Origin of the sequence: Sphingopyxis sp. P1IMeth2 (assembly GCF_900185685.1) — a bacterium.
Classification (GTDB): Bacteria; Pseudomonadota; Alphaproteobacteria; order Sphingomonadales; family Sphingomonadaceae; genus Sphingopyxis; species Sphingopyxis terrae_A.
Genome location: NZ_FYAT01000013.1, coordinates 81152 through 96857 on the forward strand (window position 1 = coordinate 81152; position 15706 = coordinate 96857).

A 15706-nucleotide genomic window follows, 5' to 3' on the forward strand; every position below is an offset into this window, starting at 1 on the left:
TGTCTCAGCGCGCGGCGAGCGTCACTGCCGCTTTCCCGAGCGGTTCGACGTCGCGCAGCGAGAAATTGACCTGCTGGGTGCCGACGGTGCCGCGCACGCGGTGAGTGCCGACGCGCAGCTTGAACGGCTTGCCGCTCTTCTCCTCGATCCCGCTGATGATGCGATAGCCGTCGGTTTCGGTCACCGAATAGGCATATACATGGCCGGCATGTTCGAAACGCTGCTGCGCCGGTTCGGCAGCCGCGACAAAGGCGGGCGCCAGCACGGCGGCGGCGAACGCGGGAAATAGGATAATTTTCATCGTGCAAGTCCTTGTCTTGATGAACAAAACTTGCCTTTAAGCCCCTCTTTATTGTGCGCCGCAGCATGACGGCGCGCGCACGGCGCAGCAATTGCAAAAAACTTTATCGGGATTGCAAAAGGAGGCTGCGTTTCAGGTGGTGCGCGGCGCGACGGTCAGCACGATCCAGGCCGCCGCGCCGGCGGCGAGGCCGGTCGCGACGCTGCCCCAGGCGATGTCGAGCAGCGTCACCTTGGTCGACCAGATCTTCATCGTGGCATGATTGGTGAGGTCGTAGGTCATGTAGCAGAAGAAGCCGAACAGCGCCCCCCATTGCGCCGCGACCTGCCAACGCCCGGCCTCGATCGCGGGGGCGACCGCGAAAATCTGGATGCCCAGCATATAGAGGGCGTAGAAGATCAGCGCGGGCGCGGGCCGCCATCCGTCCATAAGCAACGTACCGATTTCGGGGCGGTAGACCGCGGGCACCATCGTGCGGAGCCACAAGGCGTCGAGCAGGCCGAAAAGGATCGCGGTGGCGACATAGCCGATCGCGTAATGGATCATGTCGAGGCCTCCTCCTGCGCCATCACGACAGCGCGGTTCGCGCCCGCCCACGCCGCGACGAGCGCAAGGACGATATAGGCGGCGAGCATCGTCAGCGGGATTTCGATCGAATAGTCGGGCGCCTTGGCGCCGAACCAGTCGACCGCCTGGACCGCCGCGAGCAAGCCGCCGAGGATCCACAATCGCCGGTTGCCGGTCGGCGCGCTGGTCCGGCGTGCATAATAGATCATCGCTGCGGCGGTCAGTCCGATCTCGAGCGGCATTTCGGCGAGCGGATAATTCCACAGCCCGAACCCGAGTTTCGGCGGCGCGCCATAGAGGGTGAGGTCGGGGATATGGACGATCAGGTCGGCGAACCAGTGCGAAACGACGACCAGTGCCGTCAGCAACGCCGCCTCCCGCCGCCGGGTAATCGCCCCGACCAGCGCGCCGAACGCCGCACCCCACAGCAGCGCGCCGAGCAGGCTGTGCGTGTAGGGCATGTGATAGAGGTCCATCGGGTTCATCGCCGTGATGCCGGGAACGACGCGCATCGCCTCGCCCCCCGGGATCAGCAGCGCGGCGAAGCCGATATCGACGAGTTGCGCCGCCACGAACAGCGTTCCGAGCCCCGGGGCCCTGGGCCGGGTGGCGGCGACGAGCGCCGGGGCGAAATGGCCGACGAACATGACGGCGATGCTATCGACGAAAAGGGCGACGTCAAGCTTGACCGCAGCGCCCTTCGCGGGCCAAAGCTGGGGGATGACGGATACCCCCGATACCGCCGCTGCCGCCGATATTGCGGCGCTGTCCTTCGAAGCCGCGATGGGCGAACTCGAAACCATCGTCCGCCGCCTCGAAAGCGGTGATGTCAGCCTCGAGGAATCGGTGGCGCTGTACGAACGCGGCCATGCCCTGCGCGCGCACTGCGAAGCGCGGCTTGCCGCGGCGCAGGCGCGCATCGAGCAGGTCGGGCTCGGCGCCGACGGACAGCCCGCCGGAACCAAGCCTTTCGGCGAAGGCTGAGGCGCGGTGGCACTGGCCGAGGGGGCAATGCAGAATTCTTCCGATCTTCTCCGCAATGCGCTGGTCGAAGTGGCGGCGGGCATCGACGCGCTGTTCGATCGCCTGCTGGCGGTCCCGCAAGACCCGCGCGCGCGCCTCTATGAAGCGATGCGCCATGCTGCGATCGGCGGCGGCAAGCGGCTGCGCCCGCTGCTGGTCTGCGCGGCGGCGGACCTGTTCCATGTCGACCGTCAGCTCAGCCTGCGCGTCGGCGCCGCGGTCGAGGCGATGCATGTCTATTCGCTGATCCACGATGACCTGCCGTGCATGGACGATGACGATCTGCGGCGCGGCAAGCCGACCGTGCACAAGGCGTTCGACGATGCGACCGCGGTGCTGGCGGGCGATTCGCTGCATGCGCTCGCCTTCGAATGGCTGATCGATCCGGCGACGCATGCCGATCCTTTCGTGCGCAGCGAGCTTGTTCGCGAACTCGCACTGGCCGCCGGACCGGCGGGCATGGCGGGCGGGCAGATGATGGACCTGATGGCCGAAACGTCGAATTTCGACCTGCCGACGGTGACACGGCTGCAACAGCTCAAAACCGGCGCCCTCATCGGCTTTTCGGTCGAGGCGGGGGCTATCCTCGCGCGTATTCCGGCCGAAGGGCGGCGCCCGCTGCGCGGCTATGCGCGCGACATCGGCCTCGCGTTCCAGATCGCCGACGACATCATGGACGTCGAGGGCGACGAGGCGCTGGCCGGCAAGGCGCTGCACAAGGACGCGGATGCGGGCAAGGCGACCTTCGTCACGCTGATGGGGATCGACCGCGCGCGCGAACAGGCCGGGCTGCTCGTCGATCAGGCAATTGCGCATCTGGCCGGTTTCGGCGAAGAGGCGGCGCTGCTGCGCGCGATCGCGCGCTTTGTGGTGGAAAGGGACCGTTGATGCGCATTGGGGTTTATCCCGGAACCTTCGACCCGATCACGCTCGGCCATATGGACATCATCCGCCGCGGCGCCAAGCTGGTCGATCGGCTGGTAATCGGGGTGACGACCAATATCACCAAATCGCCGATGTTCGACGACGAGGAACGGCTGGCAATGGTCCGCCGCGAGGTAGAAGGGATCGATGGCGACATTCGCGTCGTCGGCTTCAATTCGCTGCTGATGGACTTTGCCGAGCGCGAGGGGGCGACGGTGATCGTCCGCGGGCTGCGCGCCGTCGCCGATTTCGAATATGAATATCAGATGGCGGGGATGAACCAGCAGCTCAACAACCGCGTCGAAACCGTGTTTTTGATGGCCGACGTCAGCCTGCAGCCGATCGCGTCGCGGCTGGTCAAGGAAATCGCGATCTTCGGCGGCGACATCCACAAATTCGTTACCCCCGCCGTTCGCGATGCCGTCGTCGCGCGGATATCCGAACGCGGACTTCGCCAGGGCGAGGGCTGATCCCGTCGCCGGCAATCCGATCATTGAGCGTTCAGCTTTTTCCCGCTAGGTCGCGCCAACGGGGCGCGAAGCAGTTTTTGATAGAGGCCTGACCCAGCATGAAGATGATTTTCCGACCCATGGTCCTGACGGCGCTTGCGTTCGGGCTCGCGCTTCCCGCCATGGCGCAGGAGGCCCCGGCGACGACGGACCCCGTGGCGGCCGCCGCACCCGCAACCGAAGCGGCGCCGGCAACCGATACCGCGACCGAAGCCGCGCCGACGATCAAGCCCGAGCAATATCTGGGCAATCCCGAATATATGCTCAACCTCGACCTTTCGACCGGCGGCCGCGTCGTGGTGCAGCTTTATCCCGATGTCGCGCCGCATCACGTCGAACGCGTCAAGCAGCTTGCGCGGGCCGGCTTTTACGACGGGGTGAAGTTTCACCGCGTGATCGACGGCTTTATGGCGCAGACGGGCGATCCGACCGCGACGGGGCAGGGTGGATCGGAGCTTCCCGACCTCAAGGCCGAGTTCAACGATACGCCGCATCTGCGCGGTACCGTGTCGATGGCGCGTGCGCAGAGCCCCGACAGCGCGAACAGCCAGTTCTTCATCATGCTGCAGCCGCGCTTCAGCCTCGACCATAATTACACCGCCTTCGGCCGCGTCGTGTCGGGCATGCAATTCGTCGATGCCGTGCACAAGGGCGAGCCGCCGGCGGTGATGTCCCGCATGGTCCAGGTGTCGGTGGCCGCCGACAACAAGCCGATGCCGCCGGCATCGATGCTGACCGAGGATCAGCCGGCAAAGCCCGCCACGGATATCACGGCCGATCAGCTCGACGCGCCGATCCAGCGCTGACCTTGCCGCACGCGCGATCCTGATAATGCGCGTCGACGCATTCGATTTCGATCTGCCGCCCGAGCGCATCGCGCTCCGTCCGGCGCGTCCGCGCGATGCGGCACGCATGCTCGTCGTGGTGGGCGGTGCGATGACCGATGCCGGGGTGCGCGACCTGCCACGATGGCTGCGGCCGGGCGACTGTCTGGTCTTCAACGATACCCGCGTCATTCCCGCCCAGCTCGAAGGGCGTCGCGGCGATGCGCGCATCGGCGCCACGCTCCACAAGCGGATCGACCTTCGCCGCTGGCAGGCGTTCGTCCGCAACGCCAAGCGGCTGCGCATCGGCGAGACGGTCGATTTCGGCGCAGGCGTCGGCGCACTCGCCGAGGACCGGCTGGCCGACGGCAGCTTCATCCTCTTCTTCCCGGGCGAAGAGCCGGTCGAGCTGCTGCTCGAACGCGCGGGCACGATGCCGCTGCCGCCCTATATTGCGGGCAAGCGCGCCACGGACGATGCCGACCGCAGCGATTATCAGACGATGTTCGCGCAAAAGGACGGCGCCGTCGCCGCGCCGACCGCGGCCTTGCACTTCACGCCCGATCTGCTCGCGGCGCTCGGCGCGGCGGGGATCGAGAGCGAGACGCTGACGCTGCACGTCGGCGCGGGCACCTTTCTGCCGGTCAAGGCCGACGATACCGAAGATCATGTCATGCACGCCGAATGGGGGGTGATCGATTCCGCGACCGCCGAGCGGCTGAACGCGGTGCGCGCCCGCGGCAACCGGGTCATAGCGGTCGGCACCACCAGCCTGCGCCTGCTCGAAAGCGCGGCGGGCGAGGAGGGGGTAATCCGGCCCTTCGAAGGCGATACGGCGATCTTCATCACCCCCGGCTACCGCTTCCGCGCCATCGACGGACTGATGACGAACTTCCACCTGCCGCGATCGACCTTGTTCATGTTGGTCAGTGCGCTGATGGGATTGGAGACGATGCAGGCGGCCTATGCGCATGCGATTGCCGGTGGATACCGGTTCTACAGCTACGGCGATTCGAGCTTGCTCCTACCCTGAACGGGACAATTTTCCGCGGCCGGGAAGCGGATATTTACATTATGGCAAGGCATTGGCCCCAAATATCTCCGCTAGTGGGGACCAGCACGAGTGTCGTTGTAATCATGCCATTTCGCGGGGACGGGGAACATGTCGATGGGGGCGCTGCGACGGGTAGTCGCGGCTTGCTCGGCAAGTTCGGCGCGCGCGCCGCGCGTTCGGGCGCTGAAGCGATCCCCAATCTGCACACCCGCGAAGCGCTGCTGCTGCTCCAGAATTACGAGGAAAGCGGCCGCGGCTGGTTCTGGTCGACCGATACCCAGGGCCGGCTGACCTATATCACCGATGCCGTCGCGCGCCTGATGGGCCGGTCGAGCGGCGAACTGATCGGCACGCCGCTCACCGATCTGTTCCTGCCGCCCGAAAGCCATGGCGAGCGGCAGCGCACGCTGCCGTTCCTGCTGACGCGCCAGTCCAAATTCGACGATCTGCCCCTGCGCAGCGCCTTTGAGGGCGATGATCGCTGGTGGGCGATTTCGGGGCGGCCGCACCATGACGATCGGGGCAATTTCTGCGGCTATCGCGGCAGCGGCACCGACATCACCGCGCAGCGCCGATCGGCCGAGGATGCTTCGCGGCTCGCGCTCTATGATTCGCTGACCGGACTCGCCAACCGTTTCCACATCTCCAAAAAGCTCGACACGACGCTCGCGGCCTTTTCGCAGCAGCAGCGGAGCTGCGCGATCATGCTGCTCGACCTCGACCGCTTCAAGCAGGTCAACGACACGCTCGGTCACCCGGCGGGCGATGCGCTGCTCAAGCAGGTTGCCGAGCGATTGCTCAAGATCGTCGGCGACAAGGAGATGGTCAGCCGGTTGGGCGGCGACGAATTCCAGATCATCCTGCCCGATATGGAGGATCGCGGGCGCCTCGGCGATATGGCCGCCGACATTATCGGCAGCCTGTCGCAGCCCTATTCGGTCGAAGGCAGCCGCTGCATCATCGGCGCGTCGGTCGGGGTCGCGATCGCGCCCTTCGATGGACAGTCGAGCGAGGATCTGGTGCGCAACGCCGATCTTGCGCTTTATGCCGCAAAGGGCAACGGGCGCGGCCGGTTCCGCTTCTATTCGAGCGACCTGCATCAATCGGCCGAGGATCGCCGCGCGCTGGAGGAGGACCTGCGCGACGCGCTGGCGCGCGGGCAGATGGAGTTGACCTATCAGCCAGTCGTCAATGCCAAGAGCAATATGGTGACCGGCGTCGAGGCGCTGCTGCGCTGGAACCATCCCGACCGCGGCCCGATCTCGCCCGCACTGTTCATCCCGATCGCCGAAGAGGCCAATCTGATCTGGCCGCTCGGCGAATGGGTGCTGCGCAAGGCGTGCGAGGATGCTGCGCGCTGGCCGGGCGACTTGCGTGTCGCGGTCAATGTGTCGGCGATCCAGTTCGCCAATGGAGACCTGCCCAAGATTATCACCAGCGCGCTGTCCAACGCCGGACTGCCCGCCGACCGGCTCGAACTCGAAATCACCGAAAGCGTATTCCTGGCCGATTCCAGCGAGACGGCGCGGATGTTCACGGCGCTGAAGGCGCTTGGCGTGCGGCTGGCGCTCGACGATTTCGGAACCGGCTATTCGTCGCTCGGCTATCTGCAATCGGCGCCGTTCGACAAGATCAAGATCGACCAGAGCTTCGTGCGCGGTGCGACCGTAAAGGGATCGCGCAATGCGGCGATCATTGCGGCAATCGTCGCGCTCGCCGAAGCGCTCGACATGGAAACGACGGCAGAAGGCATCGAATCGCTCGATCAGCTCGACCTGATCCGCAAACTCAACGTCAGTCACGTCCAGGGTTATGTCTACAGCAAACCGGTCGCCAATGCCGAACTGGTGGAGCGTACCGAGGGCGGCGCGTGGACGATCAAGCCGTCGGGCCCGGCGCGTCAGCGCAACGACCGCTTCCAGATGTTCCGCAAGGTGCATGCGATTCACGACAATCATCGCTACGCGGTGGTGATCCGCAACCTGTCGCGCACCGGCGCCTTCATCGAGGGAATTCTGGATGTTCCGGTCGGGACGCAATTTGTGATCGACTTCGGCGAAGGCCAGCTCGCGACGGCGACGGTGCGGCGCTCGATCAATCATCAGCAGGGCATCGAATTCGAACAATCGATGGTCAGCGACGGCAATGGCGGGCTCTGCACCCGCCACCGCGTCTCCCCCTATCTGATCGCGGCGGCGAGCCAGCAGGCTGCGAATACGCTCGTCCTGCCGGCGTTCAGCACCTCGAGCGACTGGAAGGCCGCCTGAACCGGGAACCGCGCCGCGCGTCGGTCGTTCTACCTCCGATCCCATTCACGGAACGGAGACCATCATGGCTGAGACGAAGATTTTCGCGCGGCTGAAGGCCGACCACGACCGCCACCGCGACCTGCTGGCACGCATCGACGAGACCCACGGCGACAGCGACGAGCGCCGCACCTTGTTCGAGGCGTTCCGCGTCGAAGTGACCGCGCACGCCGCGTCGGAGGAAATGTCGCTCTATGCGACGATGCTCGCCAAGCCTGAACTGCGCGACGATGCGCAGCACAGCGTGTCGGAGCATAAGGAGATCGAGGATTTCCTGACCGAGCTTTACGAAATGGATTTTGCCTCGACCGGCTGGCTCACCCGCTTTCGCACGATGAAGGACCGCTATCTTCATCATATCGACGAGGAAGAGGAAGAGATGTTCCCGGAGGCCGAGAAGGATCTTTCGGAGGCGAAGAAGCAGGAATTGCTCGCCATCTTCGAAAAGGAAAAGCCGAAGGAAAAGGCCAAGGCGGCCGAGGAAGAACCGTCGAGCGAGCACGAGCGCGCCTAGGCGGAGGTCTCTGTTTGCCGGACAGCGTTGCGGCGTCCTTGGCGCTCTGACCTCGACTTTCGGCGCCGTCCCCGTCATAGGCGCGCGCCATGACCGACAGATTCGCTTTTCAGGTCGCCGCGACCGACGGCGCCGCGCGTACCGGCGTGATCCGGATGCAGCGCGGCGATATTCGCACCCCCGCCTTCATGCCGGTGGGTACCGCCGCGACGGTGAAGGCGATGCGCCCGGCCGAAGTACGCGCGACGGGCGCCGACATCATTCTTGGCAACACCTATCATCTGATGCTGCGTCCCGGCGCTGAGCGCATGGCCCGCCTCGGCGGGCTGCACGATTTCATGGGCTGGGACCGGCCGATCCTGACCGACAGCGGAGGCTATCAGGTGATGAGCCTCTCGGCGCTGACCAAGCAGAGCGAAGAGGGCGTGGCGTTCAAGAGCCATCTGGACGGATCGCGGCACATGCTGACCCCCGAACGATCGATGGAAATCCAGCGACTGCTCGGCAGCGATATCGTCATGGCATTCGACGAATGCCCGCCGAACGGCGTCGATTCCAAGCGCGCCGAGGCGAGTATGGAGCGGTCGATGCGCTGGGCAGCGCGCAGCCGCGTGGGCTTCGACGCGGGCGAGGCGCACGCCGCGCGGTCGGCGCTTTTCGGGATCCAGCAGGGATCACTCGACGAAAAGCTGCGCGCGCGATCGGCCGAGGCGCTAATCGACATCGGTTTCGACGGCTATGCGATCGGCGGGCTGGCGGTCGGTGAGGGACAGGAGGCGATGTTCGGGGTGCTTGATTTTGCGCCCGGCCAGCTTCCCGCCGACAAGCCGCGCTATCTGATGGGGGTGGGCAAGCCTGACGATCTGGTGGGAGCGGTCGCGCGCGGGATCGACATGTTCGATTGCGTGCTGCCGACGCGCTCGGGCCGCAACGGGCAGGCCTTCACCTGGGACGGGCCGCTCAACATCCGCAACGCCAAATATGCCGAGGATCTGGGGCCGCTCGATGCGTCGTGCGACTGCCCCGTCTGCACGACCTGGTCGCGCGCCTATCTCCACCATCTCGTCCGGTCGGGCGAGATGCTGGGCGCCATGCTGATGACGCAGCATAATCTGCATTTCTATCAGGCGTTGATGCAGGCGATGCGCGACGCCATCGCCGAAGGCTGTTTCGCCGCCTTCCAGAGCGATTTCGCGGCGCGATACCACCGCTGAAAAATCAGTCGAGCTTGTTCAGAAGGTCGAGCATGGATTGCGGGATCGTTTCGTCGATCGCCGACTCATAGGCGCGCCGAAGCGCAAGATTGACATCCTGCGCCTTTCTGGGGAGCTTTTTCTCGGCGTCTTTCCCGGCGGCCTTTTCGGGCGACGAGCCGGCCTTAGACGTCATTATCGTTGCTTCCTTGCGACATGGGCCCCGTTGCTAACCGCGCCTTCACCAAACTGCAATGGCGCGTTTGTTCCTTCCCTATGAAACCAAATTGCGGCTAAATCGTTCCCATCAAGTGAAATTATGTCGGGGGCGCACGCATTTCCTTGCCGGACCCTCGATATTCTGCGGGTTTTCAAGCGGGTTCATCGTCCGCATGTGGAGGTAATATATGTCCTTGGGTCAGGCGATCGCGCCGCATCTTCCCTATCTGCGGCGCTATGGCCGCGCGATTTCCGGAAGCCAGCCGGCGGGCGATGCGCTGGTGGCACGCTTGCTCGAAACGCTGGTGGCCAACCCGGCCACAGTCGATCTCGATCATGATTTGCGCGTCCAGCTCTATCGCATGGTCCATGATAATTTCGGCCTCGTCGCCGAACAGGCGGCCGCGAACGACGATGGCGCCTCGCCCGAAATCGCGATCGCCGACGCGCGGCTCCGCCGTATCCCCTCGCTCGCACGCCAGGCGCTGCTGCTCACCGCGGTCGAAGGCTTTGATGCCGAGGATACAGGGAGGATCATCGGCCGCGACACCGATGCCGTGAACGCCCTGATTGCAGAGGCGACCGAGGAAATCGAACGCCAGACGCGCGCGCGCATCCTGATCATCGAGGATGAACCGATCATCGCGATGGACATCGAAATGATCGTCCGCGATCTGGGGCACGACGTCGTCGCGGTGGCGACCACCCACGCCGAGGCGGTGGCCGAAGCGCAGACGCACAAGCCGGGCCTGGTCCTCGCCGACATTCAGCTCGCCGACAATAGTTCGGGCATCGAGGCGGTGCAGGAAATCCTGACCGGCATGAACGTGCCGGTGATCTTCATCACCGCTTTCCCCGAACGACTGCTCACAGGCGACCGTCCCGAACCGGCTTTCCTGCTGACCAAACCCTATCAGCCGGCCACGCTCCGCGCCGCGATTTCGCAGGTACTGTTCTTTGACGAAAGCACCGTTCCGGCCTGACCTTTTGTCAGTGAGGGTTGCGAGCGCCGGTTGAGCAGGCGATAGCGGCGGGCGATGACAGCCGCCCGCCAGTCCGCGCTCGACCGCCTGACCGCCAACGCCCCGTTTCTCGCGCGGCTCGCGGAGCTTTATCCCGACGACGTGGCGCGCTTTCTGGCCGATGGGGCCGATGCGGCGCTGCCGCCGGTGGCGCTGCCAGCGGCGGACGACGACATCATGCCAGCGCTGCGCCGGTGGCGCGGGCGCACGGCGCTGCTGCTCGCGCTCGGCGATCTGTCGGGCGAGCATGATGTGGCGGCAACGACGCGCCACCTCTCCGCCTTTGCCGATGCCGCCTGCGACGCGGCGCTGGCCGCAGCCTTTGCCGAGCGCGTCCCCGGAGAGGCGCCGCGCGGGATTGCCGTCATTGCGCTCGGCAAGCTCGGCAGCCACGAACTCAACTATTCGTCGGACATCGACCCGATCCTGATCTTCGACCCCGACACCATGCCGCGCCGCTCGCGCGACGACCCCGATGAGGCGGCGGTGCGGATCGCGCGGCGGATGGTCGAAATCCTGTCGGCGCGTACTGCCGATGGCCATGTGTTGCGCGTCGATTTGCGCCTGCGCCCGCACCCCGAAGTGACGCCGATCGTCCTGCCCGAAAGCGCCGCCATATCCTATTATGAGTCGGAGGCGCTGGCATGGGAGCAGGCGGCCTTCATCCGTTCGCGTGCGTCGGCGGGCGACCGCGCGCTCGGGGAGCATTTCCTCGACGCGATCCAGCCCTTCATCTGGCGGCGCAGCCTCGATTTCCGCCAGCTCAAGGAAATCGGCGCGATGAGCGACCGCATCCGCGACCATTTCGCGCAAGGGCAGGCATTCGGCCCGGGTTTCGATCTCAAGCGCGGCCGCGGCGGCATTCGCGAGATCGAATTTTTCGCGCAGGTTCACCAGCTCATCTACGGCGGGCGCGATCCGTCGCTGCGCGTGCCGGCGACGGTGGACGCGCTCGCTGCGCTCGCCGGAGCAGGACGGATCGATGCCGATATCGCGACGCGGCTTGCCGATCATTATGCGGTGCTGCGGCGGATCGAACACCGGTTGCAGATGATCGAGGATCAGCAAACGCACAGCCTGCCGGTCCAGCCCGTCGCGCTCGACGCTGTGGCGCGGCTCGACGGAGCGCCCAACGGCGCCGCGCTGCTCGCCGCGCTCGAACCTGTGGTTACCGATGTCGGCGCCGTCTACGACCGGCTGGTGGCCGAACGCGCGGTGGCGCGCGGGCTGCCGATGGGCGAGGGGGAGCTGGCGGGGGCGCTCGCCGCGGCGGGGTTCGATCCGCCCGACGCCGCGCTGCGCACCATCACCGAATGGCGCGGCGGCAAGGCGCGCGCGCTGCGCAGCCCGGCAGCACTCGAGGCGCTGGAGACGGTGCTCCCCGAACTCGTTCGGGCGCTCGGCGCGGCACCCGATCCCGACGCGGCGCTCGTCCGCTTCGACAAGCTGGTGGGGGGGCTGCCCAGTGCGGTGGGCTTCTTTCATCTGCTCGCGGCGCAGCCCGCGCTGGCGAAAATCGCGACGCGCATCCTCGCGCTCGCGCCCGCGCTTTCCGATGCGCTCGCGGCGCGCGTCGAGCTGATCGAGGGGCTGATCGACGCGCGCGCGTTCGAGGCACCGGCCAGCAAGACCGAACTGCTCGCCGAATGGGCGCCGACGCTTGCCGGTCTCGATTATGAGCGGTTGCTCGACCGCGTGCGCGACCGGGTGGGCGAGCGGCGTTTTGCCTATGGCGTACAACTGATCGCGGGATCGACCGACCCGCTGATCGTCGCGCGCGGTTATGCCGATCTGGCCGAAGCGGCGTTGCAGGTGCTCGCCGACGCCACGGTTGCCGAATTCGTCGTCGCGCACGGCCGCGTTCCGAACAGCGAACTGGTCGTGCTCGCGCTCGGGCGGCTTGGCGGCAGCGCGCTGACCCATGCCTCCGACCTCGATCTCATCTATCTGTTCACCGGCGACCATCTCGCGGAATCGGACGGGCTGCGGCCGCTCGGCGCCACGACCTATTACAACCGGCTTGCGCAGCGGGTGACGGCGGCGATGTCGGTACCGACCGCGGCGGGCAAGCTCTACGACGTCGATGTCCGGCTCCGCCCGTCGGGCGCGCAAGGGCCGCTGGTGGTCACGGTCGACAGCTTCGACCGCTATCAGCGGGAGGAGGCGTGGACGTGGGAGCATATGGCGCTGCTGCGCGCGCGCGCTGTCTATGGCTCCGACGCGGCGCGCGCCGAGGTGGGCCGCGTGATCGAAAAGGTCCTGACGGCGCCGCGCGACCGGGCCGCGGTCGTCGCTGACGCCGCGACGATGCGCGATAAGATCGCCGCGCATAAGCCGCCGCAGGGCGCGCTCGACATCAAGGGCGGCCCCGGTGGGCTCGTCGATCTGGAATTTGCCATGCAGACCGAGCAACTGGCGAGCGGGCGCTGTCGCGATCCGCATATCCCGACCGCGCTCGCCTGCCTGGAAGCAGCGGCATTGGCGCCGACCGGAATGGGGACGGCGCATGCGCTGCTTGCGCGGATGCTCGTCATGCTGCGACTGACCGCGCCCGAAGGCGCCCCCGCCAACGCGGCGGCGCGCAAACTGGTCGCCAGCGCCTGCGGCGAACCGGGCTGGCCGCAACTGCTTGCCGCGCACGATGCGGCGCGGCAGGAGGTCGGCGACTGGTGGGCCGCGATTCGGTCCGCCGCGCCCCAGAAGGAGAAGGACGAATGAGCGCACTCGCGATCGGAGACGATATTCCGGCCGGCACGCTTGCCGATGCCGACGGCGCAGAGATCGACCTCAAGGCGCTGAAGGGGGCGCCGCTGGTCGTCTATTTCTATCCCAAGGCGGATACGCCGGGCTGCACCACCGAGGCGCAGGATTTCACCCGGCTCGCACCCGATTTCGCGCATCTGAATGCGCAGGTGATCGCGGTGTCGCGCGACGCGCCGGCGAAGCTGTGCAAGTTTCGCGACAAATATGGTCTGACCGTGCGGCTCGCCTCCGACGAGGACGGCAGCGTGTGCGAAGCCTTTGGCACCTGGGTCGAAAAGCAGAATTATGGCCGCACCTATATGGGAATCGAACGCTCGACCTTCCTGTTCGGGGCCGATGGCAAGCTCGCCCGCGAATGGCGCAAGGTGCGCGTGAAGGGCCATGCCGATGCGGTGCTGGAGGCGGCAAAGACGCTCTGATGCAAAGCCTGGGCGAAGCGGCGCGCGCGGTCCTGCTGACGGCGGACCCGCACGACAAGCGCCGCGCGGCGCGGGCGTTGGCGCGGGCGTGGCGCCGCGGCGCGCTTGCCCAGCGCTGCGACGTGGCGATGCCGGATCAGCCCGCCTGGCCGGCCGAGCCCGCGCTGCTGCCGCCGAACCAGATGCCGCGCCGCCGCAAGGGCGGCTCCGAGCGGGGTCGCATCGCGATGCTCCATGCGCTGGCGCATATCGAATTCGTCGCGATCGATCTGGCGGTCGATCTGTTGGGGCGCTTCGGCGACTGCTTCCCGCGCGGCTTCGTCGATGACTGGATCGCCGTCGCGGCCGACGAGGCGATGCATTTCGCGCTGCTCGAGCGGCGCCTGCGCACGCTTGGCAGTCACTATGGCGCGCTGCCCGCCCATGCAGGCCTGTGGGAAGCGGCGGCGGCGACCGCCGACGATCCGCTCGCGCGGCTGGCGATTGTGCCAATGGTGCTGGAGGCGCGCGGCCTCGACGTGACGCCCGCCACCGTCATGCGCTTCCGCGCCCAAGGCGACGAGGCTTCGGCAAAGATATTGGAGCGCATTTATACCGACGAGATCCGGCATGTGAGCGCCGGCACTGTCTGGTTCAACTGGATGTGCGACGAATTGGGATTCGCCCCGGCGCCGACATGGCAAACCCTCGTGAAATCGCGATTTCGCGGGGTGCTGAAGCCGCCGTTCAACGACTCGGCGCGCCGGGATGCCGGTTTAACGCAAGAATACTACGCTGTTATTGCTTCGTAAGGATCGCCCACGCAGTAACCATCGCGGGCAAGGGAATAATCCCATCCACGAGAAACAACCGGCGCCGACACCGCCGTAAAACGGGTCGGCGACAAGGCGATAGCGGGGTCGATACGTGCGAAACGCTTCTCTGGGGCAAAAGTTCCGATTTGGTCTTGTTTTCGGTGCCTTGGCACTGACAGGCATGACTGTTCCCGCTGCACATGCGGTCGAAGGCAGCAGCGACGCGGGCATCGTCGTCCCCGACGAACCCGATGAGGACAGCGTCCCGGGGGCACCGACGCAGCGCGACGATAGCGAAGCCTATGCGATTTTTCAGGCGTGGAAGCGTCTCGACACGGGGCTGACGGCCAATATTGGCATCGCGATCCCGTCGCGCCGTCCGATCGAGCAGATGTCGCTCTCGTCTTCGTATGGCATGCGCGTCCACCCGATTACCGGCAAGCTCGCGCGTCACAATGGCGTCGACATTCCGGCGCCTTATGGCACCCCCATCTACGCCACCGCCGACGGCATTGTCGGCCGCGCCCAGCGCCTCGGCGGCTACGGCAATTATGTCGAAATCGAACATGGCAACGCGATCGAGACGCGCTACGGCCATATGTCGTCCTTCGTCGTGCAGCCCGGGCAGCAGGTGAAGAAGGGCGATGTCATCGGCTATGTCGGTTCGACCGGCCGCTCGACCGGCAACCATCTCCATTACGAAGTCCGCATCGACGGCGAACCGGTCAACCCGATGCCGTTCGTGCGGTCGGATTCGATGACGATCGCGGCGCTCACCGGCGACAAGCTGGCCATGGGCGGTCCCGAGTAACAGTTTCTCTGGGTCGGAGAGGAGGGGCGTCCCCAGGCCAGCGGCCGGGGCGCCCTTTTCTTTTGGGGCTAGCAATCCTATCTTCACAGGATGGCCACGCAGATCGACGATATCACCCTGTCTCCCGCCGCTGCGGCGCGCGTCCGCTGGATCGCCGAACGCAAGGGCGGCGTGGAACCTGCACTGCGCCTTGCAGTCGACGGCGGCGGCTGTTCGGGCTTCACCTATCGCTTCGGTCTGGCTGAAAGCATCGACGCCGATGACCGCGTCACCGAAACCGACGGGGTCAAGCTGGTGGTCGATTCGATCAGCCTCGATCTGTTGCGCGGCTGCATCGTCGATTTTGTCGATTCGCTCGGCGGATCTTCGTTCAAGGTCGAAAATCCCAACGCCGCCTCGGGCTGCGGTTGCGGCTCCAGCTTCTCGATCTGACGCCTTTCTAAGCGGCGCGCTTCCTGCCATA

Annotated in this window: 18 protein-coding genes; 14 read left to right on the forward strand and 4 right to left on the reverse strand. The window is 66.0% G+C overall.

What is annotated here, in order from left to right:
- Positions 1-4 precede the first annotated feature (4 nt).
- The 3 genes from P1IM2_RS11770 to P1IM2_RS11780 form a co-directional block, all read right to left on the reverse strand.
- Positions 5-301: a hypothetical protein gene (locus P1IM2_RS11770; RefSeq protein WP_062900679.1), complete on the reverse strand. Its 297-nt coding sequence runs from the start codon at positions 299-301 to the stop codon at positions 5-7.
- A gap of 132 nt (positions 302-433) precedes the next feature.
- Entirely contained in the window at positions 434-847 is a 414-nt protein-coding gene (locus P1IM2_RS11775) for a DUF2177 family protein (RefSeq protein WP_062900678.1), read from the reverse strand.
- Positions 844-1515, reverse strand: a complete 672-nt coding sequence (locus P1IM2_RS11780; protein WP_062900677.1) for a hypothetical protein — start codon at positions 1513-1515, stop codon at positions 844-846. The genes P1IM2_RS11775 and P1IM2_RS11780 overlap by 4 nt, the downstream gene beginning before the upstream one ends.
- A gap of 73 nt (positions 1516-1588) precedes the next feature.
- Here P1IM2_RS11780 and P1IM2_RS11785 point away from each other — a divergent pair, with 73 nt between their 5' ends.
- From P1IM2_RS11785 to tgt, 8 genes are all read left to right on the forward strand, one after another.
- Positions 1589-1852: an exodeoxyribonuclease VII small subunit gene (locus P1IM2_RS11785; protein WP_058813173.1), complete on the forward strand. Its 264-nt coding sequence runs from the start codon at positions 1589-1591 to the stop codon at positions 1850-1852.
- A gap of 27 nt (positions 1853-1879) precedes the next feature.
- A complete protein-coding gene (locus P1IM2_RS11790) occupies positions 1880-2779 on the forward strand; it encodes a polyprenyl synthetase family protein (protein ID WP_062900676.1) in 900 nt (299 codons plus the stop codon).
- Entirely contained in the window at positions 2779-3285 is a 507-nt protein-coding gene (coaD, locus tag P1IM2_RS11795; RefSeq protein ID WP_003040543.1) for a pantetheine-phosphate adenylyltransferase, read from the forward strand. The genes P1IM2_RS11790 and coaD overlap by 1 nt, the downstream gene beginning before the upstream one ends.
- Positions 3286-3383: 98 nt before the next feature.
- Complete coding sequence (locus P1IM2_RS11800; protein ID WP_186402594.1) at positions 3384-4130, forward strand: peptidylprolyl isomerase; 747 nt, start codon at positions 3384-3386, stop codon at positions 4128-4130.
- Positions 4131-4155: 25 nt separating this feature from the next.
- Positions 4156-5181 (forward strand): tRNA preQ1(34) S-adenosylmethionine ribosyltransferase-isomerase QueA, encoded by a 1026-nt coding sequence (gene queA / locus P1IM2_RS11805; protein ID WP_186402595.1) that lies wholly within the window; start codon positions 4156-4158, stop codon positions 5179-5181.
- Positions 5182-5285: 104 nt separating this feature from the next.
- On the forward strand, positions 5286-7469 hold the full coding sequence (locus P1IM2_RS11810; protein ID WP_186402596.1) for a bifunctional diguanylate cyclase/phosphodiesterase: 2184 nt from the start codon (positions 5286-5288) through the stop codon (positions 7467-7469).
- Positions 7470-7533: 64 nt separating this feature from the next.
- Positions 7534-8022, forward strand: coding sequence for a hemerythrin domain-containing protein (locus P1IM2_RS11815; RefSeq protein ID WP_003040526.1), 489 nt, complete (start codon positions 7534-7536; stop codon positions 8020-8022).
- An 89-nt stretch (positions 8023-8111) separates the two neighbouring features.
- A complete protein-coding gene (gene tgt / locus P1IM2_RS11820; protein WP_186402597.1) occupies positions 8112-9236 on the forward strand; it encodes a tRNA guanosine(34) transglycosylase Tgt in 1125 nt (374 codons plus the stop codon).
- Between the two features lie 4 nt (positions 9237-9240).
- Here the strand turns inward: tgt and P1IM2_RS11825 are convergent, their stop codons facing one another.
- The gene (locus P1IM2_RS11825) at positions 9241-9411 is read right to left on the reverse strand and encodes a NepR family anti-sigma factor (protein ID WP_156000915.1); all 171 of its coding nucleotides are present in this window, start codon (positions 9409-9411) and stop codon (positions 9241-9243) included.
- 211 nt (positions 9412-9622) lie between these two features.
- Between P1IM2_RS11825 and P1IM2_RS11830 the strand changes: the two genes are divergently transcribed.
- The 6 genes from P1IM2_RS11830 (at position 9623) to erpA (ending at position 15675) form a co-directional block, all read left to right on the forward strand.
- Positions 9623-10417 carry a response regulator gene (locus P1IM2_RS11830; RefSeq protein WP_062900672.1) on the forward strand — a complete coding sequence of 265 codons (795 nt, stop codon included), beginning with the start codon at positions 9623-9625 and terminating at the stop codon, positions 10415-10417.
- Positions 10418-10471: 54 nt separating this feature from the next.
- Positions 10472-13174 carry a bifunctional [glutamine synthetase] adenylyltransferase/[glutamine synthetase]-adenylyl-L-tyrosine phosphorylase gene (locus tag P1IM2_RS11835; protein WP_062900671.1) on the forward strand — a complete coding sequence of 901 codons (2703 nt, stop codon included), beginning with the start codon at positions 10472-10474 and terminating at the stop codon, positions 13172-13174.
- Entirely contained in the window at positions 13171-13638 is a 468-nt protein-coding gene (locus P1IM2_RS11840) for a peroxiredoxin (protein ID WP_186402598.1), read from the forward strand. The genes P1IM2_RS11835 and P1IM2_RS11840 overlap by 4 nt, the downstream gene beginning before the upstream one ends.
- Positions 13638-14429: a ferritin-like domain-containing protein gene (locus tag P1IM2_RS11845; RefSeq protein WP_186402599.1), complete on the forward strand. Its 792-nt coding sequence runs from the start codon at positions 13638-13640 to the stop codon at positions 14427-14429. The genes P1IM2_RS11840 and P1IM2_RS11845 overlap by 1 nt, the downstream gene beginning before the upstream one ends.
- A gap of 184 nt (positions 14430-14613) precedes the next feature.
- A complete protein-coding gene (locus tag P1IM2_RS11850) occupies positions 14614-15243 on the forward strand; it encodes a M23 family metallopeptidase (protein ID WP_003040511.1) in 630 nt (209 codons plus the stop codon).
- A 90-nt stretch (positions 15244-15333) separates the two neighbouring features.
- On the forward strand, positions 15334-15675 hold the full coding sequence (gene erpA, locus P1IM2_RS11855; protein ID WP_040589381.1) for an iron-sulfur cluster insertion protein ErpA: 342 nt from the start codon (positions 15334-15336) through the stop codon (positions 15673-15675).
- Positions 15676-15706: the final 31 nt, after the last annotated feature.

Coding starts and splice junctions, on each gene's coding strand:
- P1IM2_RS11845 (WP_186402599.1), top strand. CDS start 13,638: ATGCAAAGCCTGGGCGAAGCGGCGCGCGCGGTCCTGCTGACGGCGGAC.
- P1IM2_RS11815 (WP_003040526.1), top strand. CDS start 7,534: ATGGCTGAGACGAAGATTTTCGCGCGGCTGAAGGCCGACCACGACCGC.
- P1IM2_RS11775 (WP_062900678.1), bottom strand. CDS start 847: ATGATCCATTACGCGATCGGCTATGTCGCCACCGCGATCCTTTTCGGC.
- coaD (WP_003040543.1), top strand. CDS start 2,779: ATGCGCATTGGGGTTTATCCCGGAACCTTCGACCCGATCACGCTCGGC.
- P1IM2_RS11780 (WP_062900677.1), bottom strand. CDS start 1,515: ATGTTCGTCGGCCATTTCGCCCCGGCGCTCGTCGCCGCCACCCGGCCC.
- erpA (WP_040589381.1), top strand. CDS start 15,334: ATGGCCACGCAGATCGACGATATCACCCTGTCTCCCGCCGCTGCGGCG.
- P1IM2_RS11810 (WP_186402596.1), top strand. CDS start 5,286: ATGCCATTTCGCGGGGACGGGGAACATGTCGATGGGGGCGCTGCGACG.
- P1IM2_RS11840 (WP_186402598.1), top strand. CDS start 13,171: ATGAGCGCACTCGCGATCGGAGACGATATTCCGGCCGGCACGCTTGCC.
- P1IM2_RS11830 (WP_062900672.1), top strand. CDS start 9,623: ATGTCCTTGGGTCAGGCGATCGCGCCGCATCTTCCCTATCTGCGGCGC.
- P1IM2_RS11790 (WP_062900676.1), top strand. CDS start 1,880: ATGCAGAATTCTTCCGATCTTCTCCGCAATGCGCTGGTCGAAGTGGCG.
- P1IM2_RS11825 (WP_156000915.1), bottom strand. CDS start 9,411: ATGACGTCTAAGGCCGGCTCGTCGCCCGAAAAGGCCGCCGGGAAAGAC.
- P1IM2_RS11785 (WP_058813173.1), top strand. CDS start 1,589: ATGACGGATACCCCCGATACCGCCGCTGCCGCCGATATTGCGGCGCTG.
- P1IM2_RS11850 (WP_003040511.1), top strand. CDS start 14,614: ATGACTGTTCCCGCTGCACATGCGGTCGAAGGCAGCAGCGACGCGGGC.
- P1IM2_RS11835 (WP_062900671.1), top strand. CDS start 10,472: ATGACAGCCGCCCGCCAGTCCGCGCTCGACCGCCTGACCGCCAACGCC.
- P1IM2_RS11800 (WP_186402594.1), top strand. CDS start 3,384: ATGAAGATGATTTTCCGACCCATGGTCCTGACGGCGCTTGCGTTCGGG.
- queA (WP_186402595.1), top strand. CDS start 4,156: ATGCGCGTCGACGCATTCGATTTCGATCTGCCGCCCGAGCGCATCGCG.
- P1IM2_RS11770 (WP_062900679.1), bottom strand. CDS start 301: ATGAAAATTATCCTATTTCCCGCGTTCGCCGCCGCCGTGCTGGCGCCC.
- tgt (WP_186402597.1), top strand. CDS start 8,112: ATGACCGACAGATTCGCTTTTCAGGTCGCCGCGACCGACGGCGCCGCG.